Origin of the sequence: Arthrobacter sp. Soil736, assembly GCF_001428005.1 — a bacterium.
In the GTDB taxonomy this organism is placed as follows: Bacteria; Actinomycetota; Actinomycetes; order Actinomycetales; family Micrococcaceae; genus Arthrobacter.
On record NZ_LMSB01000027.1, the window covers coordinates 21,144 to 44,504 of the forward strand.

The 23,361-nt window shown below is 64.1% G+C and carries 23 protein-coding genes; 8 read left to right on the forward strand and 15 right to left on the reverse strand.

Translation table 11 applies throughout. The annotated features are described in order from the left end of the window. Nucleotides 1–33 precede the first annotated feature (33 nt). The 5 genes from ASG92_RS15590 to eat form a co-directional block, all read right to left on the reverse strand. A complete protein-coding gene (locus ASG92_RS15590; RefSeq protein ID WP_200951990.1) occupies nt 34–801 on the reverse strand; it encodes a 3-oxoacyl-ACP reductase in 768 nt (255 codons plus the stop codon). 34 nt (nt 802–835) lie between these two features. Then, entirely contained in the window at nt 836–2,203 is a 1,368-nt protein-coding gene (locus tag ASG92_RS15595; RefSeq protein ID WP_056630078.1) for an aldehyde dehydrogenase family protein, read from the reverse strand. Beyond that, the gene (locus ASG92_RS15600; protein WP_056630080.1) at nt 2,184–2,948 is read right to left on the reverse strand and encodes a gamma-glutamyl-gamma-aminobutyrate hydrolase family protein; all 765 of its coding nucleotides are present in this window, start codon (nt 2,946–2,948) and stop codon (nt 2,184–2,186) included. Before ASG92_RS15600 ends, ASG92_RS15595 begins: the two co-directional genes overlap by 20 nt. Further along, entirely contained in the window at nt 2,929–4,311 is a 1,383-nt protein-coding gene (locus ASG92_RS15605) for a glutamine synthetase family protein (protein WP_056630084.1), read from the reverse strand. Before ASG92_RS15605 ends, ASG92_RS15600 begins: the two co-directional genes overlap by 20 nt. 74 nt (nt 4,312–4,385) lie before the next feature. Continuing rightward, nucleotides 4,386–5,825, reverse strand: a complete 1,440-nt coding sequence (gene eat / locus ASG92_RS15610) for an ethanolamine permease (protein ID WP_056630086.1) — start codon at nt 5,823–5,825, stop codon at nt 4,386–4,388. A 181-nt stretch (nt 5,826–6,006) separates the two neighbouring features. On the opposite strand from eat, the gene ASG92_RS15615 reads away from it, so the two are divergent. The 3 genes from ASG92_RS15615 to ASG92_RS15625 all read left to right on the forward strand — a co-directional run bounded on the left by ASG92_RS15615 (nt 6,007) and on the right by ASG92_RS15625 (nt 9,377). After that, nucleotides 6,007–6,762, forward strand: a complete 756-nt coding sequence (locus ASG92_RS15615; protein ID WP_056630089.1) for an FCD domain-containing protein — start codon at nt 6,007–6,009, stop codon at nt 6,760–6,762. A gap of 298 nt (nt 6,763–7,060) precedes the next feature. Continuing rightward, nucleotides 7,061–7,909 carry an alpha/beta fold hydrolase gene (locus ASG92_RS15620; RefSeq protein WP_056630092.1) on the forward strand — a complete coding sequence of 283 codons (849 nt, stop codon included), beginning with the start codon at nt 7,061–7,063 and terminating at the stop codon, nt 7,907–7,909. A gap of 157 nt (nt 7,910–8,066) precedes the next feature. Further along, the gene (locus ASG92_RS15625) at nt 8,067–9,377 is read left to right on the forward strand and encodes a S8 family serine peptidase (protein WP_056630094.1); all 1,311 of its coding nucleotides are present in this window, start codon (nt 8,067–8,069) and stop codon (nt 9,375–9,377) included. 95 nt (nt 9,378–9,472) lie between these two features. On the opposite strand, the gene ASG92_RS15630 is transcribed toward ASG92_RS15625, so the two are convergent. Continuing rightward, on the reverse strand, nt 9,473–10,261 hold the full coding sequence (locus tag ASG92_RS15630; protein ID WP_056630096.1) for a GntR family transcriptional regulator: 789 nt from the start codon (nt 10,259–10,261) through the stop codon (nt 9,473–9,475). 242 nt (nt 10,262–10,503) lie between these two features. Here ASG92_RS15630 and ASG92_RS30300 point away from each other — a divergent pair, with 242 nt between their 5' ends. From ASG92_RS30300 to ASG92_RS15635, 3 genes are all read left to right on the forward strand, one after another. Further along, nucleotides 10,504–10,629, forward strand: coding sequence for a hypothetical protein (locus ASG92_RS30300; RefSeq protein WP_277309404.1), 126 nt, complete (start codon nt 10,504–10,506; stop codon nt 10,627–10,629). Continuing rightward, complete coding sequence (locus ASG92_RS28360; RefSeq protein ID WP_157372242.1) at nt 10,626–10,781, forward strand: hypothetical protein; 156 nt, start codon at nt 10,626–10,628, stop codon at nt 10,779–10,781. Before ASG92_RS30300 ends, ASG92_RS28360 begins: the two co-directional genes overlap by 4 nt. A gap of 212 nt (nt 10,782–10,993) precedes the next feature. Beyond that, entirely contained in the window at nt 10,994–11,458 is a 465-nt protein-coding gene (locus ASG92_RS15635) for a nuclear transport factor 2 family protein (RefSeq protein WP_056630099.1), read from the forward strand. Here ASG92_RS15635 and ASG92_RS30305 read toward each other — a convergent pair. Both ASG92_RS30305 and ASG92_RS15640 read right to left on the reverse strand, forming a co-directional pair. Then, nucleotides 11,427–11,795: an HNH endonuclease signature motif containing protein gene (locus ASG92_RS30305; protein WP_082579534.1), complete on the reverse strand. Its 369-nt coding sequence runs from the start codon at nt 11,793–11,795 to the stop codon at nt 11,427–11,429. The genes ASG92_RS15635 and ASG92_RS30305 overlap by 32 nt on opposite strands. 21 nt (nt 11,796–11,816) lie before the next feature. Then, nucleotides 11,817–12,428 (reverse strand): hypothetical protein, encoded by a 612-nt coding sequence (locus tag ASG92_RS15640; protein ID WP_240987156.1) that lies wholly within the window; start codon nt 12,426–12,428, stop codon nt 11,817–11,819. Nucleotides 12,429–12,940: 512 nt separating this feature from the next. On the opposite strand from ASG92_RS15640, the gene ASG92_RS15645 reads away from it, so the two are divergent. Then, complete coding sequence (locus ASG92_RS15645) at nt 12,941–13,507, forward strand: iron transporter (RefSeq protein WP_056630103.1); 567 nt, start codon at nt 12,941–12,943, stop codon at nt 13,505–13,507. A gap of 232 nt (nt 13,508–13,739) precedes the next feature. Continuing rightward, on the forward strand, nt 13,740–14,477 hold the full coding sequence (locus ASG92_RS15650; RefSeq protein WP_056630104.1) for a dienelactone hydrolase family protein: 738 nt from the start codon (nt 13,740–13,742) through the stop codon (nt 14,475–14,477). 521 nt (nt 14,478–14,998) lie between these two features. Here ASG92_RS15650 and ASG92_RS15655 read toward each other — a convergent pair. The 7 genes from ASG92_RS15655 to ASG92_RS15685 form a co-directional block, all read right to left on the reverse strand. After that, on the reverse strand, nt 14,999–15,397 hold the full coding sequence (locus ASG92_RS15655) for a type II toxin-antitoxin system VapC family toxin (protein ID WP_056630107.1): 399 nt from the start codon (nt 15,395–15,397) through the stop codon (nt 14,999–15,001). Continuing rightward, entirely contained in the window at nt 15,394–15,660 is a 267-nt protein-coding gene (locus ASG92_RS15660) for a type II toxin-antitoxin system prevent-host-death family antitoxin (RefSeq protein WP_056630110.1), read from the reverse strand. The genes ASG92_RS15655 and ASG92_RS15660 overlap by 4 nt, the downstream gene beginning before the upstream one ends. A 41-nt stretch (nt 15,661–15,701) precedes the next feature. Beyond that, nucleotides 15,702–17,018, reverse strand: a complete 1,317-nt coding sequence (locus ASG92_RS15665) for a DUF3322 and DUF2220 domain-containing protein (protein ID WP_056630112.1) — start codon at nt 17,016–17,018, stop codon at nt 15,702–15,704. Continuing rightward, nucleotides 17,008–20,439: an ATP-binding protein gene (locus ASG92_RS15670; protein WP_082579535.1), complete on the reverse strand. Its 3,432-nt coding sequence runs from the start codon at nt 20,437–20,439 to the stop codon at nt 17,008–17,010. Before ASG92_RS15670 ends, ASG92_RS15665 begins: the two co-directional genes overlap by 11 nt. Continuing rightward, entirely contained in the window at nt 20,436–21,083 is a 648-nt protein-coding gene (locus ASG92_RS15675) for a DUF4194 domain-containing protein (protein WP_056630114.1), read from the reverse strand. Before ASG92_RS15675 ends, ASG92_RS15670 begins: the two co-directional genes overlap by 4 nt. Next, entirely contained in the window at nt 21,080–22,522 is a 1,443-nt protein-coding gene (locus tag ASG92_RS15680; protein WP_056630117.1) for a DUF3375 domain-containing protein, read from the reverse strand. Before ASG92_RS15680 ends, ASG92_RS15675 begins: the two co-directional genes overlap by 4 nt. 130 nt (nt 22,523–22,652) lie before the next feature. Beyond that, complete coding sequence (locus tag ASG92_RS15685) at nt 22,653–23,231, reverse strand: HNH endonuclease signature motif containing protein (RefSeq protein ID WP_056630119.1); 579 nt, start codon at nt 23,229–23,231, stop codon at nt 22,653–22,655. Nucleotides 23,232–23,361: the final 130 nt, after the last annotated feature.

A 23,361-nucleotide genomic window follows, 5' to 3' on the forward strand; every position in this document is an offset into this window, starting at 1 on the left:
CGCCCACCGTGGCCCTCAGCGTGAACTCGCTGCTTACTCGGGGGTCACGTAGGCTCCGGCAATGCCGCCGTCGACGAGGAAGGTGGAGGCGGTGATGAATGACGCATCATCGCTGGCAAGGAAGGCCACGGCAGCGGCCAACTCCTCAGGTTCGGCGAACCTGCCGAGGGGAACATGGACGAGCCGGCGGGCGGCCTTCTCGGGGTCCTTGGCAAAGAGCTCTTTCAGCAGTGGCGTGTTGACGGGGCCAGGGCACAGGGCATTCACCCGGATGCCCTGGCGGGCGAACTCGACACCCAGTTCGCGGCTCATCGACAGGACGCCGCCCTTGGAGGCGCTGTAGGAGATCTGGGAAGTGGCAGCGCCCATTACGGCGACAAAGGATGCCGTGTTGATGATGGACCCTTTGCCCTGCGCCTGCATGTATGGCAGGGCATACTTGCAGCAGTAGAACACGGAGGTGAGGTTCACTTCCTGCACCCTCCGCCATGCGTCGATTCCCGTATCGATGATGGAGGCGTCGTCCGCCGGGGAGATTCCGGCATTGTTGAACGAGATGTCGACGCTTCCGTAGGTTTCGTTGGTCACGGCGTAGAGGTTCTTGACCTCTTCTTCGCTGGTGACATCGACCTTGACGAACAGTCCGTCGACCTCTTCAGCGGCACGCTGCCCGGCAGTCGGATCGAGATCGGCGATAACAACGTGGGCTCCTTCGGCGGCGAACCGACGTGCAGTTGCCAGGCCGATTCCGCTTGCGCCTCCGGTGATGACTGCGCTGCGGCCTTTGAGTCGGTTGGAGATGACTTCAATCATTTTGCTTTTCCTCGTCTTGTGTTCAGGCGGTGGTGGAGATGAAAACGTTCTTGGTTTCGGTGAAGGCGTTGAGGGCGTCAGGTCCCAGCTCACGGCCCAGGCCTGACTGCTTAAATCCGCCAAACGGCGTGGAGTACCTGACGGATGAATGCGAGTTGACGGAGAGGTTTCCGGATTCCAGTCCGCGGGCAACGCGCAGGGCCCGTCCGATGTCCCTGGTCCAGATGGAGCCGGACAGGCCGTAGATGGTGTCGTTGGCCAGGTGGAGCGCGTCAGCTTCGTCCGTGAAGGGGACTACTGCCACGACCGGGCCAAAGATCTCCTCCTGCATCACCCGGTCCTCGCGGGACGGAGTCAGGACGGTGGGCGGGAACCAGAACCCCTTGCCTTCGGGCGCCGATCCGCGGAATGCGACGGGCGCTCCATCAGGCACGAAGCCTGTCACGGTGCGGTGTTGCGCGGCGGAAATCAGCGGCCCCATGAACACGTCCTCGTCGCGGGGGTCCCCGACTTTCAGCGCTTTGACTGCAGGTTCAAGCAGTTCGAGGAACCTTTCGAACACATCGTGCTGAACCAGGATGCGGGACCGGGAGCAGCAGTCCTGGCCCGCATTATCAAAGGCCGCACCCGGGGCTGCTGCGGCGGCCGCCTCCAGATCTGCGTCAGCGAAGATAATATTCGCGCTCTTGCCGCCCAGTTCCAGGGTCACCGGCTTAACCTGCTCAGCGCAACCTGCCATGATCCGCTTGCCGACGCCCGTTGAACCGGTGAAAACCACCTTGCGCACAGCCGGGTGTGTGACGAAGCGTTCTCCGACGACGGATCCCTTACCGGGAATGATCTGGAGCACACCGTCGGGCAGTCCGGTTTCCCGGGCAAGCTGCCCGAGGCGCAGGGCGGTCAACGGCGTCAGCTCGGCAGGCTTGAGGACGACGGTGTTGCCCGCTGCAAGCGCCGGAGCAAATCCCCACGCGGCAATGGGCATCGGGAAGTTCCACGGGACGATGACCCCCACAACACCCAAGGGTTCGTTGAAGGTGACATTGACGCCTCCGGCAACAGGGATCTGCTGGCCTGTGTGGCGTTCCGGGGCGCCGGAATAGTACGCGAGGACGTCCCGGACGTTTCCTGCCTCCCAGCGTGCGTTTCCGATGGTGTGACCGGCGTTGATCACTTCGAGTTGGGCGAGGTTCTCAAGGTCGGCGTCTACTGCAGCGGCGAAGCGGCGCAGCAGCAGTGCCCGGTCGGCGGGTGAGACGTTGCGCCACGTTTCAAAGGCCACGGCGGCCTTTTCGATTGCCCGGTCCGTTTCTTCCAGTGTGGCGAGCGGGACCGTTTCAATGATCTCTTCCGTGGCCGGGTTCAGGACGTCAAACGTGCTGGTGGACATCGACTAGATTCTCCGTTCGTTCTTTGCGGTAGTTGCGGGCTGCTTCAATAAATCCCCTGAAAAGACGCAGGTCCTCCGGGTTCTGTTCGGGGTGGTACTGCACTCCCAGCACCCATCCCCCTGCTGTCGTCTCGAGTGCCTGTACGGTTCCGTCCTGCGCTGCCGCCGTCACACACAGTCCATCCGCGATCCGGTCCATGGCCTGGTGGTGGTAGCAGGGGGCGCTGGCCCGCGGCCCGAGCAGGCCTTCGCTGATGCTGCCGGGCTTGGTGGTGAATTCGACATTGCCAAACACTCCAGGCGCCGGCTGGTAGTGGGCTGCGCCCGGATTGACGTCCGGAATATGTTGGATCAGGGATCCTCCGAGTGCGACGTTGAGGATCTGGGCGCCGCGGCAGATGGAAAACAGCGGAAGCCCAGTGGCCAGCGCTGCCCTGGTCAGGGCGATGTCGTGGGTGTCCCTCCCCGGTTGGGAGCGGGTCAGTTCATGAGGCTCCGCACCGTACTGCTCCGGGCCAACGTCGCTGCCGCCCGCGACAATGAGCCCGTCCAGGAGGTCAACGATGGTGGGGTCGGTGCCTACCGGCGGCAGCAGGACAGGTGTGCCGCCGGCAGCGACCACTGCCTGTACATAGGTTCCGGGCAAAATGGCCGCATCGGCCTTCCAAACTCCCCAGGAGGCCCCTTGGTAGTAGGTGGTGAGGCCGATTCTCGGTCGGTAGGAATCAGAGACGTTCAAAGCCACGCTTGTGCTCCCAATCTGTGACTGCACTGTCGAATGCTTTGAGTTCGACGTCGGCGGCGTGCACATAGTGGTCCACCACTTCGTCGCCGAAGGACTTGCGGGCGATTTCGCTGTTGACGAGCAGTGCACGCGAGTCACGAAGCGTCGTCGGGATCCGGTCGGCAGTGGACTCGTAGGCATTCCCGGCCGTGACGGGCTCAAGGGGCAACTCGTTCTCGATGCCGTGAATAGCTGCCGCAATAAGTGCTGCCGCGGCCAGATAAGGGTTGACGTCACCGCCGCCCACACGGTTTTCCACGCGGAGGCTGGCGCCGCGCCCAACGATGCGCAGTGCACAACTGCGGTTGTCCAGGCCCCACGCGATGGCGGTTGGTGCGAAGCTGCCCTCGACGAAGCGCTTGTACGAGTTGATGTTTGGCGCCAGGAAGTACGAGAGTTCCTTCATGGCTGCCAGCTGGCCCGCGACGAAATGCTCCATCAGGGGGCTGAAGCCATGCTCACCGTCACCTGCAAGCACCGGATTGCCGTCCAGGTCCGTCAGGCTGAAGTGGATATGGCATGAACTGCCTTCCCGCTCGTTGTACTTGGCCATGAACGTGATGCTTTTTCCGTGCTTTCCCGCGATCTCCTTGGCACCGTTCTTGTAGAACGCGTGGCCGTCGCACGCGCGGAGCGCTTCGGCGTACCTGAAGGTGATTTCCTGCTGGCCGTAGTTGCACTCACCCTTTGAGGATTCGACCACGAGTCCGGCGCTTTCCATGCTGTTGCGGATGTCGCGGATGACCGGTTCGAGGCCGGCCGTCGCAAGCAGGGAGTAGTCGACGTTGTAGCGGGTGGACGGCTTCAGTCCCACATACTGCTTGTCCCATGCTTGCTCGTAGCTGTCGTCGAACATGATGAACTCAAGTTCCGTGCCGATGTGGGCACGGTATCCGAGGGCCTCGAGGCGTTCGATCTGGGCACGAAGGATCTGCCGCGGCGACTGGGTGACGGGGCGGCCATCAAGCCAGAGGATGTCGCACTGGACCATCGCCGTGCCCTCCAGCCATGGCACCAGCCGGAGCGTGCTGACGTCGGGCCGCATGACCATGTCCCCGTAGCCGTTTGCCCATGACGACATCGCGTATCCATCGACGGTGTTCATTTCCACGTCGACGGAAAGGAGGTAGTTGCAGCCTTCGGCGCCATGTCCAAGGACATCCTCCAGGAAGGACCTCGCGCCGCAGCGCTTGCCCTGCAGCCGGCCCAGCGAGTCGGTGATGGCTACGACCACCGTGTCGATTTCACCCGAGGCAACCTTCTGCTTCAGCTCCTCGACAGTCAGCTTTGCCTGGGAGTCTTTCCCTGCGATTTCATTGGTCATTTGATTTCCATAACTTCGATCGGGGTGTTGGACGTGATTCGTGCTCTCCGCCGTGTTGTGCCGGCGAGCGTGTTTCAGTTGCTGAGTTCGGCTTCGGCCGCCGCGAGCTGTGCAAATTCTTCTTCGGGTGCACCTGCCACGATCCTGTGGCGGCTGTAGAACCAGTAGTAAAGGAGCGCAGCGGCGAACACGGCGGCGGTGATGGACGCCGCCAGTACATCGACCACGAAGGTGGCAACGACGGCAACAGCAGCCAGGAGCAGGGCGATGGTTGTTGTGACGGCGCCCCCAGGGGTCCGGTATCCCCGGGGAAGATCGGGTTCCTTTACCCGCAGGACTATGTGCGAAAGGTTTAGCAGCACGTACGAGACGGTGGCTCCGAAAACCGCGATATTGATGAGCAGGGCACCGTTGCCCGTGGCGGCAGCAAGGACGAATCCGAGGGTGCCGGGGACGATGAGCGCCCAATACGGCGTACGCCTCTTACCCGTCAATGACAACCACTTGGGAAGGTATCCTGCGCGGGAAAGGGCGAAGAGCTGCCGGGAGTAGGCATAGATGATGGAGAAGAAACTGGCCACCAGCCCTGCCAGTCCTGCATAGTTCACAAAGTCGGCGAGGATCGTATTGCCCCCGTAGGCCAGGCGGATCGCTTCGGGGAGGGGGTTGTTTGAGGCGCCCATTGCCTCGGATCCGGCTGCGCCGGGAACCAGGACGAGCATCAGGGCTCCGAAGATCACCAGCACCAGGAGAGCGACGATGATGCCGCGGGGCATGTCCTTCTTGGGGTCGGCGGTTTCTTCCGCTGCCAGTGGAACGCCTTCGACTGCGAGGAAGAACCAGATGCCGTATACGAGGGCCCCCACAACACCGCCGATGCCCATGGGAAGGAAGGCGCTGGACGTCGGGGAACCGTCCGGCACTACATCGAAGAGGTTTGCCGCGTTGAAGTGCGGTACCAGGCCGATGACCACTGCCGCCAAAGCAACGACGGCTATTGTGGTGATCGCAAAGATCAGTTTCAGTGCCTCGCCGACTCCGCGGAGATGGATTCCGACGAAGACAGCGAAGGTTACAAGGTAGACCGGCCAGGAGTTGGTGAGGCCGAACAGCCCCAAGGCTTCGACATAGCCGCCGATGAAGGTGGCGATGGCGGCGGGTGCAACAGCGTATTCGATCAGCACGGCCATCCCGGTGGCAAAGCCGCCCAGCGGGCCAAGCGCCCTGCGTGCGAAACCGTAACCGGCGCCGGTGGTTGGCAGTGCGGAGGACAGTTCGGCCAGACCGAACACCATGCACGTGTACATGATGCCCATCAGAATGAATGCGATGAGGAGGCCGCCCCAGCCGCCCTGGGCCAGGCCCAGGTTCCAGCCGGCGAAGTCTCCGGAGATGACATAGGCGACACCGAGCCCCGCCAGCAGGACCCACCCAGCCGCTCCACGTTTGAGTTGACGGTGATGGAGGTAGCCTTCGTCGTCGTTGACGGGCTGCTCCGAGGGACGTAATGACATGGGATTTCCCTTCTTTCAAGGGTCTTAATGGTCTGTAATTAGTCCAAAAGTCCTTTGCCAGTGTGGTGCACATCACCGCAAAGAGTCAAGGATCATCCCGAATTTCACCAAAATTGGCCAGGCTTCCGCCTAAATCCGGGTGAATCATAGGCCTGTTATTAGACCGCGCTAGGATGGAGTCATGGAAGAGGCATTGCTTGGGGTCCCCACGAGGCTCATACGGCCGGTCCGGCACGGGAACGCCTTTGAGGAAACCATCGAACGGCTGCTCCAGAACATCAAGCTGGGGCTTTTCGGCGTGGGTGACAAGTTGCCTGCAGAGCGGGAGCTCTCGGAATTGCTGGGCGTGTCCAGGGCAACGCTGCGCGACGCCCTGGCGGAGCTCCAAAAGGCCGGCTATGTGGAAGTCCGCCGCGGCAGGTCCGGCGGAACCTACGTATCGGCACGAAGGCTGGGGGAGTTGAGGGGTGCTGCAGGCCTGGACCCTGCGGAGGTCAATGACGTCCTAACCTACCGCGCCGTGCTGGAACCGGCCGCAGCATCGCTGGCCGCGCAGGCCATGCTGTCTCCCGGGCAGAGGCGCCATCTGCTGGACACCCTCGCCGATGTGGCAGGGGCACCCGCGGAACTGTACAGGCCGAAGGATGCGAGGTTCCACGTGGCCATTGCAGAGGTGAGCGGATCGCCAAGCCTGGTTGCCGCCGTTGCAGACGCGCGTGCAAGGGTGAGTGACCTTCTGGACCGCATCCCGTTCTTGGAGCCCAACCTTGAGCATTCCAACCGGCAGCATCAGGAAATCATCGACGCCATACTCCGCGGCGATGCGGACGGCGCCTATCGGGCTGCCCTGGATCACCTGCAGGGCACGGCCTCGCTGCTCCATGGGTTCCTCGTCTCGCCGGAGAATTCCTCGGCAGCAACATCCGACGTTCCCTGACTTGCTTTCTTTGCCATCCCGGCAATGAACGTTTGTGCAGGCCCGTCCGGCGGTTTCTGCTGTCCATGCCCTGCGGATACAAGCTACTGACCAGTAACTATGGGGAAAACGAGGGCGGATTTCCGTGCGGGATGGGAGCTCGCCACGCAGCCGTCATTCACGCACATCTGTGCAAACCCATGGCCGCGTCGGACTTCGGGCTGCATACATTGAGTACCCGGGCCAAGCCTGATTGACACGCAGAACAAGGGTTCACTCCTGGCCCCGACCCCGCTGACACACGAACAAAGAGGTTTTCATGTCGCTGCTCACCAGAGCCCTTTCCGTTACCGCCATTGCCATCCTTGCCGGCTCTCTGGCCGTGGCGCCGGCCCAAGCCGGCGTCGTTGAGATTTCCCCGCCGGGAGCCAACGACTGGTCCTGCAAACCAACGGCCGAGCATCCCAATCCGGTGATTCTGGTGCCGGGCACGTTCGAGAGCATGGAAAAGAACTGGTCCACGCTTTCGCCCTACCTCAAGAGCGCCGGGTACTGCGTCTTCGCACTCAACTACGGCGAGACAAACGGCGTGTATGCCACCGCGCCGGTGGCCAAATCGGCGCAGGAACTTGGCCCTTTCGTGGACGCAGTGCGTGCCGCCACCGGCGCCAAGAAGGTGGACCTCGTGGGTCACAGCCAGGGCGGCATGATGCCCCGCTACTACATGGGCTTTCTGGGCGGCGCCAAGTATGTCCATCAGCTCATTGGTATCGCACCCTCCAACCACGGCACCGAAGGTGTGATTGTCCCGACGCCGGGCCTTGTCCCGGATCCGAACTACACCGGCCTGGGCTGTGCCGCCTGCGCCGACCAGCAGGCAGGGTCGGCTTTCATGCAGAAGCTCAACTCCATCGGGGACACTGTGGCAGGCCCCTCCTACACCGTCATTTCCACGGTTCACGACGAAGTGGTCATCCCCTACAACAGTCAGTTCATCGACGGCCCGGCCCGGCAGGTCACCAACATCACCATCCAGGACAAGTGCCCGGCCGACGTCTTCGAACATGACCAGACGCCGAACGACCCCGTGGTGCACCAGATTGTGGCCCACGCGCTGGGTAAGGCGTCCGGTCCCGCTGATCCGGCCTACCAGCCCAGGTGCCTTTAGCAGTAAATGACGGCGGAGCGCCCGCACGAGTGCGGGCGCTCTGCGCGCGGGCACATCGGCCGTTGCCTCGGATATGCCACTGCTCTCGATGAAAACCCGGGGGTAACTTTCCGGCAGACACTATCTAGCCGGTGCAGATTGAAGCAAGATACTCCCCATGAAAAGAATCGTTATAGCTAGCTTCGCGGCGGTAGCCATAGGCTGCGGCGCAATCACGTTGGCAGCCCCAAGCAACGCAGTGACCCCGGGCAATGCGGCGACCCAGTCATCACACATTTCGGGGCAAATCATGGTGAACTTCCGCGACAAAGGCGCGGCAGCGGGCGTACTGCGCCAGCATGGCCTCAGCCAGGGCCCCAGTATCGGCAGCACCGGCGCTCAACTCATCAAGGTACCTTCCGGCAAAGAGTTGCAGCTCATCGAAGCCTTAAGCCGGAACCCGGCCGTTGAGTACGCCGAGCCGGATGAGGTGGTTACTGCCACTACCGATGACCAGTACTTCCCGCAACAGTACGCCCTGCAGAATACTGGTCAGTCCCTCACCAGCACCGCCGGCACGCTGGTAGCGGCCGACGGCACAGCGGATGCCGATGTGGACGCCGTTGAAGCGTGGAACGTCCCCAACGTAAACGTCCCCAACGTCGGCGCCACCAAGGTGGCCATCCTCGATACGGGTGTGGCAAACGTCCACGACGACATCGCACCGCAGGTTGTTGGATACGCGAACTTCGTCAGTGCGGACACCAAAGAGGATCCCAAAGCAAACCCTGAGGATAAGTACGGCCACGGCACCCACGTCGCCGGCATCGTTGCCGCCAAGGCCAACAACAAGATTGGTGTTGCCGGTGTGTGCCCGGACTGCAGCATCCTGGACGTCAAAGTGCTCAATGACGCCGGGGCAGGCTCCAGTTCAGTCATTGCAAACGGCATCAGCTGGGCCGCCAGCAACGGTGCAAAGGTCATCAATATGAGCCTTGGACAGCGCGTCTCCTCACGCACGCTCGAAGCCGCCGTCAATGACGCCTGGAATAAGGGAGTAGTGATCGTTGCCGCGGCCGGCAACGCCGGTACCCAGGCCAAGATCTATCCGGGTGCGTATCCCAACGTTATTGCCGTGGCTGCAACCGACAACAACGATGCCAAGGCATCCTTCTCAACCTACGGCAAGTGGGTGGATGTCGCGGCGCCGGGTGTCAATGTTTACTCGACCTTCCCGAACCACCCCTTCGTCCTGGGTACGCAGAACGGCCGGTCCATGGGTTATGACATTGCCAGCGGTACCTCAATGGCCTCACCTGTTGTCGCCGGCGTTGCCGCGCTCGTCTGGAGCTCATCACCTGCCGACACCGAAAACAAAACAGTCCGCACAAAAATCGAATCAACCGCCGACAAGATTCTCGGCACCGGCACCAACTGGGCTTCCGGCCGGGTGAACGCATGCAGGGCTGTCGGTGGTAGCTGCCCCTAGCCCTACCGCATGACCGGCCTGCGCCCGCATGACCGGCCGGGGCCCGGGCCGGTCATGCGGGCGAGAGCAGCCCAAGCTCCGCCCCACCCGCCGGCCTAGGACTGGAGGGACTGCATCACTGAGAGGTGCCCGGCGCGGTCCGGGATGAGGCATTTGGCCAGGTAGAAGGGCCGGTTCGCGTGCCTGACGTACTGCGTCAGCACGAGGACCGGATCCGATGCCCTCAGGTCCAAGAGCTTGGCCCGGCTGGGTCCCACCTGGCTCAGGCCGATCTGGCATTCGCCCGGGCCCAGTACCCGGCCACCGCGTTTGTAGAGCGCCGCGAGCAGCGTGGTGCCGCCGTCGTCGTCGAGCTCCAACGGGGCGGCAGCAGCGGCACCGCTGCCGAAGCTGACCGGCCCCGCGGAGATGTTCTCCTGCAGGTGGGCGATGGCCTCGCCGTCGCGGATCAGGACCGATTCCCAGAGCCAGCAGTCGGCGCCGGGCTCGACGCCGACGCCGGGGGCGACGAACTCGGAGGCGGGCTGCCGCTCCCGCTGGACGCGTTTGATCTCGATGTGCTGCCCGGGGCCGCCGAGGACTTCCTCGAAGGGCCGGATCCGTTCGATGCCGATGCGGGGGAGGGTGTCGGAGACGAACCGGCCGACGCCGCGGCGGGCCCGGATGAGGCCGTCCTCCTCGAGCAGCATGAGCGCTTCGCGGACCACGGTGCGGCTGACCTTCATGTCCGCGCCGAGCTCGGTTTCGGTGGGGAGCATCGAGCCGGGTGTCAGCAGGTTGTTGCGGATGGCCTCGGCGATCCGCGAGTAGACCGCAACCCGGAGCGGTGAGCCGGGCCGGGCCTCCACCGGCTGGGACAGGAACCTGGCGGCGTCCTCGTGCACGTTTTGCCTCGCTTTGTTCTTCGGGGAAATCCAGCCTACGACAAGTGTGACTTGTTTGTTGGACAAGCCCTACGGATCGATGCAGAGGCGACGCCTCCACTGAGGAAAAGTGCAGGCTCAATGTCGTGTTCGGCAGGGCCAAAGCTGCCGCCGACAAGACCTTCGCCTATCTTGCCTGAAACTTTCGCGGATCTTTCCTGAACGGGGTGAGCATCAATTCATACCTGGAAGGAGTGAACATCATGGCTGACGACAAAGATCTGCTGGACTGGGTTTCCCCGCGCAAACAGCGGGAAATCGACAACCAGGCCGCATTTCTGCGCTATCTGCTGGAGCGTGAAGAGGCGCAAGGCAGTGGCAAATCATGAACGATTACGTTCCCCGTCCCCGTGAACCGTATGACGCGCATTGGGCCATTAAACGCGACTTAGCGAACATCATCGCCAAATACACCGATAGGGGCGACCATGAAACTGCCGCTGTCTACATGGAAGCACTTGCCCGTTACAACGGCGACTGAATCTGGCAACCGGCGGGCTTGGGTTCGACAAACTCAACCAGCGGCCGGGTGGAGGCGTTCTACGGCCCAGTCCCAGCGGATCAGCTCCTGTTCGAGGCGAACGCTCCCGCAAAATGCCACCGTTGACGCCGTACCTGGGAACTGCCAGTCTGGCGGCAGCGCCTTGCTTCCCTAATAGGCGATGACTCTGTGGACCGGCGAAGGAGACGGACATGGGAGAGCTCGAGGATTTCCTCACTGCCATGCTGGACCGCCACATATCGGCAGAAACGGCGCTCCACAACGGACGTGGAGCCGAGAATGTCGCCGACCCGGTCACATTGTTCGGAGCCATGGGCATGTCCGATACGGGGTGGGACACGGTCAGCAGGACCGTCCGCTGGGTTGCCTCGCGGTTCTCCCACTGCACCGCCTACAGTTTTGAACTTGTTGCGGCCGGAGCCAGCGGGGATCTTGCCTACACTGTCGGCTTCGAACGTGCGGACCTGTCGGTCGACGGCGGTCCGCCCCAGTCCACGAAGCTCCGCGTCACCCACGTCTACCGCCGCGAAGCCGGGGAATGGAAGATCGTCCACCGCCACGGTGACTACGTTCCCGTTGATGAGAACCCGACGGTCCTGCCGAACCGGACGCCTGACGCCAGGCTTACGGGAGCGGCTGCCGTTCGCCGACGCTGACTGCACCGTCGAGCGGGACGTACGTCCGCCGTCGTCGTTCGAGTCTTTCCTGTGGGGCCGGCGAAGGGATCTGCGCGCCTTTCGCGCGGTTGCATCTGCTGCACGCGGCGACGAAGTTCTGCAGGCTGGTGGATCCGCCCTTGGACCACGGGTAGAAAAGGTCGCCGTGCTCTGCGGGCCGGGAACAACGACGGCGGAAGCCCGCCTCCATCTCGCACTGGCCGGCTGCCTGGGCCATGCCTTCGCGGCGCTGTTGGCGGCGCCTGCGCGGCCAACACAGCCGGTGATCCCGTGGTTGTGTCTTTGGCTCGCGCGGGCGGGCATGGCGACGGGCCATCCCCCCGTTGTTGGGCGCGGGTCAGGCGCCGACCCAACGTCGGAGTGTGCTGTTCACGAGCCCGATCAGCACGGCCGTCCACCAGCAGACTTGTGAGACGGAAAGGGCCATCAGCAGTCGGTTCCTAAGCCTGCGGGCGACCTCGCCGAAGCGCGTCTGCGGAGGCAGGGCCAGCAGCTGGTGCATGGCTGGCCCTATGCTCAGACCATTGAGCATGAGCACTAGGACACAGGCCAGCTTCACAAGCGTGACGGGGTTGCCCAGATCCGGGTGGATGAAGGCACCGGAAATCAGTAGCAGGGACAGCCCTCCCCAGATCAGCGGCTTGGCCGCTGACTCCAGGCGACCGGATTCGTGGATCTCCCTCTTGCCGAGGAGCCAAAGGAACCCGATCCAGTCGATAACCAGTATCGCCCCGAAAGATAGCACCAGGGCGAGGACGTGAACGGCCAGGCCGATCCGGTGAAGTTCCGGCCCGAAGTCCACGTGGTGGCCGATCACTGCGGCGGTCAGCCACCCGGCAGTGCACAGGAAGCCGAGCAGCAGCGTCCGGACACGCCGATTCAACGGCAGGCGGGGTGCCGCTGCTGCCGGCGGTCCGCCCCCTGCCGGCTGCAGCAACTCAGTTCTCATGCCACTGCTCGTTTCTGATCGCTCGATGCGTCACAGTCGACCGGCAGGGCACATACGACGGCTGATTTTCTTTGCCTGGGGCGAGCTCGATGCGAGGGGTGGACCGAGGCGGCGTGCATCGGTCCCGGGAATCCGTTCATGTTGGTCTTTCAGGAACTGCGCGATTAGGTCAGGGTTTTTTTGACAGGGGCGGCGGGCTTGAATGGTCGGAAGGCGGGCTTTCTAACAGTGGCGGGAAGCGCCGCGGAGGCGACTAAGCCACCTCCTAGGAGAACGGGGTGGGGTGGGCCGTTCAAGAGTGCGGGCAAATTACGCAAGAGTTTGCTTACGTAATTACGCCTCCCCACTATAGGGCTTAGGTAAGCCTAAGCAAACTATGACGTAACGGACGCCTCACCTGGATTCCCATCTGCCAGAACCGCACCGTACGGTGGCTGAGGTCACATTGCGGTGATGGATAAAAACTGAGTAAGGTTCACGTAAATAAGGCTCCCCTAACTAAAGGACTTACGATGCTTCGTGCCACCCTGGCCGCCCTGACCGCCCCGCTTGCCCTCGCTGCACTCACCGGATGTGGCGCACAAGCCGCCGTAAAGGACGATGGGTTCGCCGTCCCGGCTGGCGTTCAGAAGCAGTACGAGGTGCTCGCCAATGAGGTTGCCGAAAAGGGCAAAACAGTCGAGTCCGGGGAATGGACCGTCAACCTGATCACCGAGGCTGCCGAACCATGGTTCGACGCACACGGTGCGCATTTCCGTGCGCCAAAGGCTGGCGAGACCCATCACATCGAGATCATTCCGACCGAAACCTCGACCGGCCGGATCGTCCCCAACGTGCCGATCACCCTAGAAGTGGTCGATGCCCAAGACAAGGTCGTGCAAGAGCTGAAGCTAAACTTCTACTACTCGACCTTCTACCACTACGCCAACAACTTCACCGTGCCCGAGGCCGGGACCTACACACTGCGTGCCACCCTCGGTGTCCCGGCATTCAACCGCCACGGCGAGGAGTCCGAAACACCCGCCCTGGCTAAGGGCACGACCGTCGAGTTCACCGACGTCGATCTGACCAAGGAGTGACCATGCACCGCACATTCACGGTGTCTCTAAACGGCCACACCGGCTCGGATGCGAGTGCCGCGTCAGGCAACGTTTGCGCGGCAAGGTCTGTGTGATATTTTCAGCGGAGCCGTGCAGCTCTACGACTGGAGGAGGTGAGACCGATCAACACTGTGATGACAGGTCGAGCCTCCCTCCCGTGCATGGTCTAGGGAGCGCCCGCGCAGGCACCCTCGAAAGGCTTGGAAACGCCATGCACTTCAGCTTGACCTCCCAGACGTCGACCGACGGCGTCACCGAACAATCCTTCACCCTTGGCGAGATCCCCGGCGTGCTGTTCACGCCGGAAGGCGCCACCGGCCCTCGCCCGCTGATCCTCATGGGACACGGCGGCGGCCAGCACAAGAAGGCCCCCGGCGTCCTGGCCAACGCGCACCGGTTCGCCGCAGAGGGCGGTTTCGCCGTCGCCGCAATCGATGCCCCTAACCACGGCGACCGGCCGAAAGACGAACAGTTCATCCAGTTCGCGGGCGACATGCGGACCCGCATGGCCGCCGGAAACGATCCGACTGAGCTGGTCGCGGCCATGCACGACCTGCTGGCCGGGCAGGCCGTCGCCGACTGGCAGGCCGTTCTGACCGAGGTCCAGAAGCTTGACCACGTAGGCGCCGGCCCGGTCGGCTATCTGGGTGTGTCGATGGGCTGCGGGCTCGGTATGCCGCTACTCGCCGCCGAACCCCGGGTCCGCGCCGCGGTGCTGGGCCTGCTCGGCGCGCACGGGCTGGCCGAGACCGCCGCCCGCGTCACTGTGCCGGTGCAGTTCCTGCTCCAATGGGACGATACGCGGGTGCCCAGGGACCATGCCTTGGCGCTGTTCGACGCCCTGGGCTCGACAGACAAGACGCTGCACGCCAACCCCGGCGACCATGGGGGAATCCCCGCGTTCGAAACCGACAATGCGCTGCGGTTCTTCGCCCGGCACCTTGGATAACGCGGCTGCCTTGTAGCTCGCGACGCGCTGGCCGATCCGTTCCCGGTCAGCGTGTTGGAGCCAGAGTGTTCAGCACGGCCGGGCGGTGCGGGTGCGGGAAATGCGCCTCGTCGCCGCCTCGGGGGAGCGGTGGCTCCTTAGGTGTCTCGTTTCCAAGGAACGGGCCCAGCGTGGGGTAAACAGGTGGCGGCGCCGCTCTATGCCGAGCTCTTGCAGATCCTCACTGTGCGAGGCCCCCAACGAAGGGCGCGGGTCCCGGGTTTTCCCAAGCTGCCCGAGTGAGAGTGGAGCCAGTCCTGCACCTGAGATTGTCGCGAGGCGTCAATGCGGGACAGCCGGGTTCGGTCCCTTTCCCCAAGATGTAACCGGGCCCGGCTCCTAGGGACCTGTGCCCGGCGGCTGCTGGGGCCGCCGGCACGGGACCGGGAAAACGCTCGCTTGTGAATGCTCGTTCTAAAGCTCGGGACTGACGTTGTCTGCGGGGCGGCGGGTGCGGAGCCCAAGGCTTCGTGGGGAGGGTGCTACCGCGTTACGCCCGGGGAAAGTGTGCTCAGTCCGGCATCAGTCGCTGCGGTGACCAGTTCGACGTCGTAGGCAATCAGCACGTCCGTCTCTAGGCGGATCGCAGTCGCCAAGTGTATGGCGTCGGCGCTGCGCAGCCTCCCGGGCATTGCTGCGGCGTAGAGGAGATCCGAACGGGCCAGATCGACCAGGTTGATTCCACCCAGCACCGTATTGATTAGTTCGGCCGGCAGGGCGCGGCGCTTTCCGGCGCAGTGAAGTTCGGTATATAAGAGCATGGAGGCGACCAAGTGGTTGCCTCCTTGCGCCGCCGTTGAGAGATGCTCGGCCAACGCAGTGGACTCGGTTTCCTCGACGACGAGTTTGAGTGCAGCTGATGTGTCTACGTAGATGATCAACGGTCGCCGCGCAGGTCGGACAGGATTTCTGCGCTGTCGGCATCACTTTTCACGCGAGGCAGGATCCGGAAATCGACGGGTCCCAAGGCCGCCCGCCTCACGCTTCCCGAGAGGAGCAGCCGCTCGAAAGGGGAGGCAGCAGGGGGTATCAGAGTAGCCGCCACCTCGCCGTTGTTGGTGACGTCGATGGTCTCGCCGTTCTTCACGCGCTCGAGGATCTTGCTGCTCTGATTGCGGAGCTCGCGATGCGGGATTGTTGTCATGACTGCCTCCGTAGCAATCGTAGCAACGGGTTTCGACAGGCTCAACCACCAGGGAGGAGTCGGTCGAGAGCCCAGTCCCAGCGGATCAGTTCCTGTTCGAGGCGGACTGCTGGTCCGTAGGTGTCATTGCGAAAAGCTTCGTACAGTTCGGACTCCTCCGCGGAAAGCCTGGCCAGCTCTGCCCGGGATTGCTTCGGTTCACTACCCCAGACGTCCCGGTGCGCCATCAGCGTGGCCTCATCCATGAGGACGCTCGTCACGTGAGGATGCGCTGCCCGCAGCTGGTCGAGGATGTGGAAGCCGTGGGTGTCCAGGTCGCCCCAGTACAGGACCTCGCAGTCCTGAAGCCAGGCTGCGTCCCGCAGGGCCGAGAAACCATACCCGGCACCGAAGAGCGCCAAAGTGCCAGGCCGCTCGGGCAGGGCCAGAAAGTTGACGAGGTTCTCGGTGACGATGACAGTCTGAACAGGCAAACGGAGCAAACTGAAAGCCTCCGCCGTGACCGTGATGTCCCGCCCTTCACCGAGTAGTGGCCTGTCTGCATCCAAGAGCCGAAACCGCACGAGCTCGGGCGGATGCAGGAATCCGTGCCGCGCCGCGAAGCGGGCTGCCGGAGTGCGTGCCGAGCCGTTCCCCAGCACCGCATCGCCAGCCTCCGGCACCGAGGGAGCCTCCGCTGATTCCGATGCATCATCAGCGGCCTCGACTTCGACCACGCCGCCGTCATCCTCAGGCGCCCTTGCCTCCGCCGGCTCAGACCCGGCCCCTCCAGCCGCCAGCACCGCCGCCATCTCGTCGATGACCCTCCGGTGACCCTCGATGAATTTCGTGTGCACCCCGGGAAGGCTGAGCTGCCGCACGTAGATGCCCGGTGCAGGATGGTCGCGGAGCCAGAGCGCCACCCTGGCTGCCGTCAGCGCCGCCTCGCCCAGGCCTAGCAGCTGCTGCGGACGCTTCAGCGCCCAGCGGCGTAGCGCCGGGTCCAGATCGCACAGCCCTGCAGCAAGCTCGCGGAACCGGACCGCGTCCCGGGTCTTGCTGACAAAGGCCATCTCATCTTCGACCGAAGCAAATACAGCCGCCGACGGAATCCGGTTCGACCCGATCGTCGTGCGCCCCACTTCGGCTGTTTCCAGCGAATACTTGCCAGCGCCTGCGACGAGTTGGGTGGCCCACGCCTGAGCGGCCGCATAGTCCTTGAGTAGTTCAGCCGCCGTCGGTCGCTTCAAAGATCGACGCCGCGGATAGACGCCGGACGGTTCCAGCAGCTCCCGCAGCAGCGATCCGCTGTTCCAGGCCTTCAACGACTGAGCCCGGAGCATTGCCAGCGTGGTCCACGGCGATGACTCAGCCGGCACGCCTGTCCCGTTCGTCCCGGTACTCCTGGATGGTCATGTTGCGCAGCTGTGAGTCGTCGCCGTTGGTGTTCGCTACGAATCCCACGTGCGAGACAAAGGGCTCGATCACGTGGATTTTCTGCAACGGCGTAACGATCAGCAGCTGCAGTTTCATCCGCTGGAACAGCTCCAGGCCATAGCGCGCCGACTCGTCGGATCCGCGGCCGAACGCCTCGTCAATCACCACGAACCGGAAGCTGCGCCCGCTGCCCGCGTTCTTGCCGGCACCCCGCCCTGAGCCCAGGCCGAACTGGAACGCCAGCGCCGCCGCGAGGATGGTGTAGGCCAGCTTCTCCTTCTGCCCGCCCGACTTGCCGCCCGAGTCGGTGAAATGCTCGAACTCCTCGCCGGTCTCGGTCCACTTCTCCGATGCGGAGAAGGTGAACCAGTTCCGCACGTCCGTGACCTTGGCGGTCCACCGTTCGTCCAGGGTGGTGTAGCCGTCCCGGCCCCGGAACCGCTCGATGAGCCGCTCCACCTGCAGGTACTTCTGCTCGGAATACTGGTCCTCGTCCCCGATGGTCCCCTCTGAGCAGGCCCGCAGGTCGATGCCGAACTGCCGGACGTCCAGGTCCGTGGTGTTCTGGTGCTCCAGCTGGATGTGGCGGCCGGTGTTGTACTCGATGCCGGCGAGGGACAGGTTGATTTCCCCGATCCGGTTCACGATGTCCTGCCGGCGGCTGTCCAGGAACGCGTTGAACGCCACCACCTCATGGATGGTGTTCTGGTTCAGCGACTCCTTGAAGCGGGCCTCGAAGCGGGGAAGATCGTTGTCCTCCAGCTGCTGGAGCATCCGGTTGAAGTCCCCGGCAGCGCCGAGGGCGGCATCGATTTCGGTGGTCTCGTTCGGGTACTTGTTCCGGAAATCGGCCATCAGCCGGACCGTGTTCTCTGCGGTCCGGGCAATCCGCTTCACCAGCGCGTCGATCACGTCCGTCAGCCCGGCGCGGACGGTGCTTTCCACTGCGGCGGTGTTCTTGTACGTGAGTGCCTTGTCCCCGAGCGCCTCTGCGGCGAGCTTGTCGACGGCGGCCAGCACGCCGCCGTCGTCCGTCAGCGGCTGCTCACGCAGCACGCTGACGCACTCGTCAATCGCCGCGGCGATCTCCTTGGCCGCTTCCTCGTTGGCGCCGATCCGGCGCTGGAGTTTGTCCGCCTTCTCTTCGAGACGCCGCAGCTCGGCAATCACGGCAGCCTCCTTGGCGGCCAGCTCCTGCAGGACGTCGCTGGCGGCCTCGAGCCCGGCCTTCTCCTTCTTCAGATCCTCGATCCGGCGGGCAGTGAGCTGCCAGCTGATCTCGGCGAAGTCCGCCACTGAGCGCACCGTGCCGAGCTGCTGGTTTTCCCGGCCCAGGGAGCCCAGGGCGTCGTCCACTTTGCGGAGCCGCGCGGTGATGCCCTGCAGCTGGCCGCGGACCTCGTCCTGTTCGGTGAGGAAGCGGGTGACCTTGTCCTGGTTGTCCCAGCCGAGAACGTAGTTGCGCCGGTCGGCCAGGTCACGGCGGTCATCCTTCTCGTGCCGGCCGCGGCCGCCCTTGAGCTGGCCGTTGACGGTGAGCGCCTTGGGGTAGCGGCGGAAGTCCTCCAGGTTGTCGCAGCAGAAGTAGTCAAACCTGTTGCTGAGCTCATCCAGCAGGAAGCTCCGGAACGGCGTGCCCTGCTTGATGGCGATCTTCGCCGCGAGCGTGCCCGGTTCAGGGGCCGCAGGAGAGTACGAGTCGCCCACTTTGAGGTAGACCAGCCGTCCGCGGAGGTTGTTGCCGTCCACCCAGCTACTCACGGCCCGGTAATGCTCGGAGGGGACCAGCAGGGAGAGGGCAAACCCGTGCAGGGTCCGTTCCGCGGCCCCTTCCCAGGCGGCTTCGCCGTCGCGGACCCGCAGCAGTTCACCGGCGTAGGGCAGGGCATTTTCCGGTACCCCGGTGCCCTCAGACAGACGACGGCGGAGCTCCAGTTGGGGGCGCGGCAGCAGGTTGGGGCGGGACTGCAGGCTGGTCAGCTCTGCCGCGAGTTCAGCAGCGCGCTCGCTGAGCGCGGTGCGCTCGACCGTCAGGCCGGTGCGGTCCTCCTGCAGCCCGCCGTGCCGGGACCGGAGCTCCGTTTCTACCTCGGCCAGCCGGGCCCGGTTGGCGTCGAAGAGAACCCGGTCTTCGGGGACCTGCAGGCCCAGGTCAGCAGCCGCCGTCGTGTAGTTCTCGAAGCGGGCACGCTGGGCGCGGGACTCCTGGGCCAGGCGGGTGATGTCGGCATCGATCGCGGCAAGCCGGCCGCCGCCGTTGGTGCGGATGTCATCCTTGACGACGGCGAGTTCCTCCCGCAGCCGCGCAATCTCGGCGGACAGCGCGTCGCCGTCCTCCCGGAGCCGCACACCGGTGCCCTCCAGCTCCGCCTGGTGCTCAAGGCTCAGCTTCAGCCGCCGGTCCGTGAACCACGGATGCAGCTGGTCCCGCTGCGACCGGGACAGCTCGTCCTCGCGGCTCAGCCTGGTGTGCTGCGCGGCGCCGTCCCTGATGGGCGTCAGCAGCGTGATCTGGTCCTTGGCCCGCAGCACGGCGTCGTGGGCTTTCTTCAGGTCGTCGAAGTGGTGGATGAGGTTGCTGATCCGGGCGGCAACGTCGTCCTCCTCGAGCATGTTGGTGCGCACGAACGAGGTGATGTTTTCCACCTGCTTCATGGACACCGTGCGGTGGAACAGCTCCATTGCCTGGTTCCCGCTGATGCCGAACTGCCGTTTGAACGCTGCGCCGTAGGGCTCGAAGGCATCATGGACGGTGACACCGGCCGTGCGGAGCTTCTTTTTCAGCTTGGCCGGGTCCTGGCCGAAGTTGGCGAAGTCCGCCGCGATGGACTGGTCCGCCTCGGCGAGGGAGTAGAACCGGTTGGGCTGGCCCGCCTCCTGCGTGGCCCAGAGCGTGACCGCCAGGGTGACCGACTTGTCCAGCACCGCGTTGTGGAAGACGCCGAGCACCACCGTGAGTGCGCCCGTTCCGCGCAGCGCCACCGGCTTGGAGTGCTCACCCCCGGTGCTGCGCGTGCTCTTGTGGAAGCCCCGGACATAGGACATCAGGCTGCGTTCCTTCTTCTGCGCACCCGCGGCCTTGTTGTAGTCGATGCGGTGGGCAGGCAACAGCAGCGTGGTGATGGCATCCACCACGGTGGACTTCCCCGACCCGATGTCGCCGGTGAGGAGGCTGTTGGCGCCGTCCAGCCGGAACGTGCGGACGCCCTGGTGGAACGTCCCCCAATTGAGCAGTTCCAGGCGGTGCAGCCGGAATCCCGGGGGAGTGCCGGCGTCGTCCGTCTTTTCTGCAGCCGCACCGCCTGCCGGCTCGGGCGCCCGGTTGTCGAAGCTGAAGAGGCTGTCCTGCAGCTCGGTGCTCATGGTGACTCCGTTTCGGTGGCCAGCGGTGCGGCGCCCCGTGCCGCGGCGAGCGGTTCTTTGGTGAGCGTGGCCCGGTAGTCCGCCAGCCGCGCGTCGAACTCCTCCAGCCATTGCGCGTCCACGTAGGCCTTGAGGATGCGGGCCACCTCATAGGTGCCCGGCTGGTTACGCAATCTCCGCAGGAAGCCGAGCTCCACCACCTTCTTGATGTTGGCGCTGAGCCGGTCCAGGATGCGGGCCTCGTTGCTGGATTCGGGCAAGAAGACCGACACCATGTCCGCGATGTCCTGCTCGGTCATGATGAGGCGCAGCTCGCTGCTGTTGGTGTCGAACTCCAGCATCCGGCCGCGCAACAATGCCAGCAGCAGGCTGACATCGAAGGTGAGCTGGCGCCGGGGGATGAGCCGCGGGAGTGTGCCGTCGGGATCCTCGCGGGACTTCAGGAAGGCGTAGCCCTCGGATTCGTCGAGGATCAGGTCCAGGCCCAGCACGGCCACGTAGTCCCGGACATGGCTGGCCAGTCCGAGCAGCGATTGCCAGATCTTTTCATCCGTTTCGGCGTACACCACGCCTTTGAAGAGACGGGTCACGACGGCGGGAAGCTCCTCGGGCGTGCGGGTCTCCGGTGCTTCGGCGGGGTTCATGCGGGCCTTCCAAAGATGATCTGTTCGACGGTGGCTTCGCGGACTGTGCCGTCCGGGAGCTGCCAGGACACCTGCTGGGTGACCTCCGGGTTGATGTCCGCCCATTCCGATTCGGTGGCGAGCTGGTAATAGGCCACCACTTCCGCCAGGCCCTGCGAGAGCGGATACGCGCCGGTGATCTCCGCGAGGGTGGCCTGTTCCGCGCTGGCCAGGACGGCGTCGATGTTGGCCTGGAGCCGCTCACGGTCCACATGGAACTGGTTGAAGAGCGCACCGGCGTCCATGCCCGAGTCGTCGGCGGCGACCACTTCGTCATCCACCATCACCCGCTGGCTCGGTTCATACATGGGCCGTTCAAAGGGCAGGGCGACGTCCACGGACGGGGCGGCAACGTCCATGAAAACGCCCGACGGCGGCTCTGCGCGGGTGCCGAGAGCGCCGGACTCGATGCTCCGGATCAGCTGCATGATGCGCTTGTTCTCCAGGAATACCTTGTCATCGAGGAGGCGGCGCATCTGCTGGGAGAGCTGGCGGACCGTGGCCTGGGTCTGCTCGACGGCGGGAAGCCAGTCCTGATGGAGGTTGGTGACGGCGTGGAGGTTGTCCATCCCGGACAGCGCCTCGATCCGGGTGGCCCGCTCCAGCAGATCCTGGAGTTCTTTGCGGGACTGCGGCGACATCAGATAATCCCAGAAGCCCTGGAAAGTGCGGCCCTGCAGCGAGCTGCTGATGTCCTGCTGGTTGGCGAAGATCGTCGCGAGCAGCTCGCCCTGGCTGCCGTCCCAGGTGGCGATCTGTTCCCGCACCTGCCGGTCCAGCTTCCGGAAGTTCTGTTCGACCTCGCGGAAGTCGGAGAGGAGGTCCTTGGCCAGAGCGGTGAGCTGCTGGAAGTGGTCGAGGGCCTCGGGTGCGGTCATGACCCGGATGTTGCCGCCGCGGATGCGCTCCATTTCGGCGTCGATGCCGTCGCGCTGGCGCTGCAGTTCGGCAAGCCGCACCTCGGGATCCGTCTCTGACTGCTGCACCAGCTGTTTGAGGACGGCGAAGATGCTGGTGAGCCGGGACTGCGTGGCCACGAAGTCGCGGCCGCGCAGGTTCTCCACCCAGCGCACCACGTCCTCCGCGACGGGAGTGAGGTCGTAGCGGGGTTCATCCTGGCCGGGCACGTAGTACTTCCGCAGCCAGGCTTTTTCGGGGGCGGCCCAGTCGTCGAGGTACTCTGATGCCGGCCGCGGGAACCTGTCCTCCCCATAGGCATCCCGCAGCCCGAAGAGAAGGTCATCCAGGCCGTCGATGAGCTGCTGGCGCCCCAGGTTCCGCTGGTTGGGCCCGGTGAACGCCGCCATGAAAAACGAGACTGCGAGAGGCGCGTTCTGGGCGCGGAGCAGGGACCAGCCTGAGTGGTTCTCACGCAGGGCGTTGATTGCGTAGTAGTCCATTGGGTCCTCGTGGTGGTCCGAGTCGCGTCCTGGGTTCACTCTAAAGGGCACCGCCGACATTTTTCTGTGGAGGAAGAGTCGGGGTAACTCGCAACGTGCGCCGAGAGAGGGCGCACGACCGCAGGAATGGCTAGGGGAGCGGCAGCCGTTCGCCGACGCTGACTGCACCGTCGAGCGCGACGTAGTCTCGCCGTCGTCGTTCGAGTCTTTCCTGTTGGGCCGGCGAAGGGATCTGCGCGCCTTTCGCGCGGTTGCATCGGCTGCACGCGGCGACGAAGTTCTGCAGGCTGGTGGATCCGCCCTTGGACCACGGGTAGAAATGGTCGCCGTGTTCTGCGGGCCGGGAACAACGACGGCGGAAGCCCGCCTCCATCTCGCACTGACCGGCTGCCCGGGCCATGCCTTCGCGGCGCTGCTGCCGGCTGAAGCGCCGGACCGGGTCGCGGCGCTTCACGTCCCTGGCCTGGATGACGACGGCCACGATTATCAGGACGACGGCGAGGACGCCAGTAAGCGCGCTGGCCGCCAGCACGCCGTCGAACATCTCTGTAAAAATGGCAGTCACTGCATTGGGCCGTCGGCCCGCAGCCACATTCCCGGAACGCGCCACGAACGACAGGATGGCAGCGGCGAAGATCCACACCGTCAAAGCAGCCATGGCCAACCGGAGTAATTGGCGCGTCCAGTAGATGCGTTTCAATTCAAGCATTTGGTCTCCCCCATAAAGACTCCGGCAAAGTGGCTCTTCGTGGTTCGTGGGGAAATGATTCCGTGTCGTAGCTGAAAAAAGGGCCCGTGGCCCTGCTGGGATGAGTGTGTCTAAGCATTCAACCTGGAAC

Bases quoted from the DNA above. Each gene is read 5' to 3' on its own strand.
- ASG92_RS15640 (WP_240987156.1), bottom strand. From the start codon at position 12,428: ATGAGAACTGAGTTGCTGCAGCCGGCAGGGGGCGGACCGCCGGCAGCA.
- ASG92_RS15680 (WP_056630117.1), bottom strand. From the start codon at position 22,522: ATGGACTACTACGCAATCAACGCCCTGCGTGAGAACCACTCAGGCTGG.
- eat (WP_056630086.1), bottom strand. From the start codon at position 5,825: ATGTCATTACGTCCCTCGGAGCAGCCCGTCAACGACGACGAAGGCTAC.
- ASG92_RS15620 (WP_056630092.1), top strand. From the start codon at position 7,061: ATGTCGCTGCTCACCAGAGCCCTTTCCGTTACCGCCATTGCCATCCTT.
- ASG92_RS30300 (WP_277309404.1), top strand. From the start codon at position 10,504: ATGGCTGACGACAAAGATCTGCTGGACTGGGTTTCCCCGCGCAAACAG.
- ASG92_RS15595 (WP_056630078.1), bottom strand. From the start codon at position 2,203: ATGTCCACCAGCACGTTTGACGTCCTGAACCCGGCCACGGAAGAGATC.
- ASG92_RS15670 (WP_082579535.1), bottom strand. From the start codon at position 20,439: ATGAGCACCGAGCTGCAGGACAGCCTCTTCAGCTTCGACAACCGGGCG.
- ASG92_RS15660 (WP_056630110.1), bottom strand. From the start codon at position 15,660: ATGACAACAATCCCGCATCGCGAGCTCCGCAATCAGAGCAGCAAGATC.
- ASG92_RS28360 (WP_157372242.1), top strand. From the start codon at position 10,626: ATGAACGATTACGTTCCCCGTCCCCGTGAACCGTATGACGCGCATTGG.
- ASG92_RS15605 (WP_056630084.1), bottom strand. From the start codon at position 4,311: ATGACCAATGAAATCGCAGGGAAAGACTCCCAGGCAAAGCTGACTGTC.
- ASG92_RS15675 (WP_056630114.1), bottom strand. From the start codon at position 21,083: ATGAACCCCGCCGAAGCACCGGAGACCCGCACGCCCGAGGAGCTTCCC.
- ASG92_RS15650 (WP_056630104.1), top strand. From the start codon at position 13,740: ATGCACTTCAGCTTGACCTCCCAGACGTCGACCGACGGCGTCACCGAA.
- ASG92_RS15625 (WP_056630094.1), top strand. From the start codon at position 8,067: ATGAAAAGAATCGTTATAGCTAGCTTCGCGGCGGTAGCCATAGGCTGC.
- ASG92_RS30305 (WP_082579534.1), bottom strand. From the start codon at position 11,795: ATGGCCCGTCGCCATGCCCGCCCGCGCGAGCCAAAGACACAACCACGG.
- ASG92_RS15635 (WP_056630099.1), top strand. From the start codon at position 10,994: ATGGGAGAGCTCGAGGATTTCCTCACTGCCATGCTGGACCGCCACATA.
- ASG92_RS15615 (WP_056630089.1), top strand. From the start codon at position 6,007: ATGGAAGAGGCATTGCTTGGGGTCCCCACGAGGCTCATACGGCCGGTC.
- ASG92_RS15685 (WP_056630119.1), bottom strand. From the start codon at position 23,231: ATGCTTGAATTGAAACGCATCTACTGGACGCGCCAATTACTCCGGTTG.
- ASG92_RS15645 (WP_056630103.1), top strand. From the start codon at position 12,941: ATGCTTCGTGCCACCCTGGCCGCCCTGACCGCCCCGCTTGCCCTCGCT.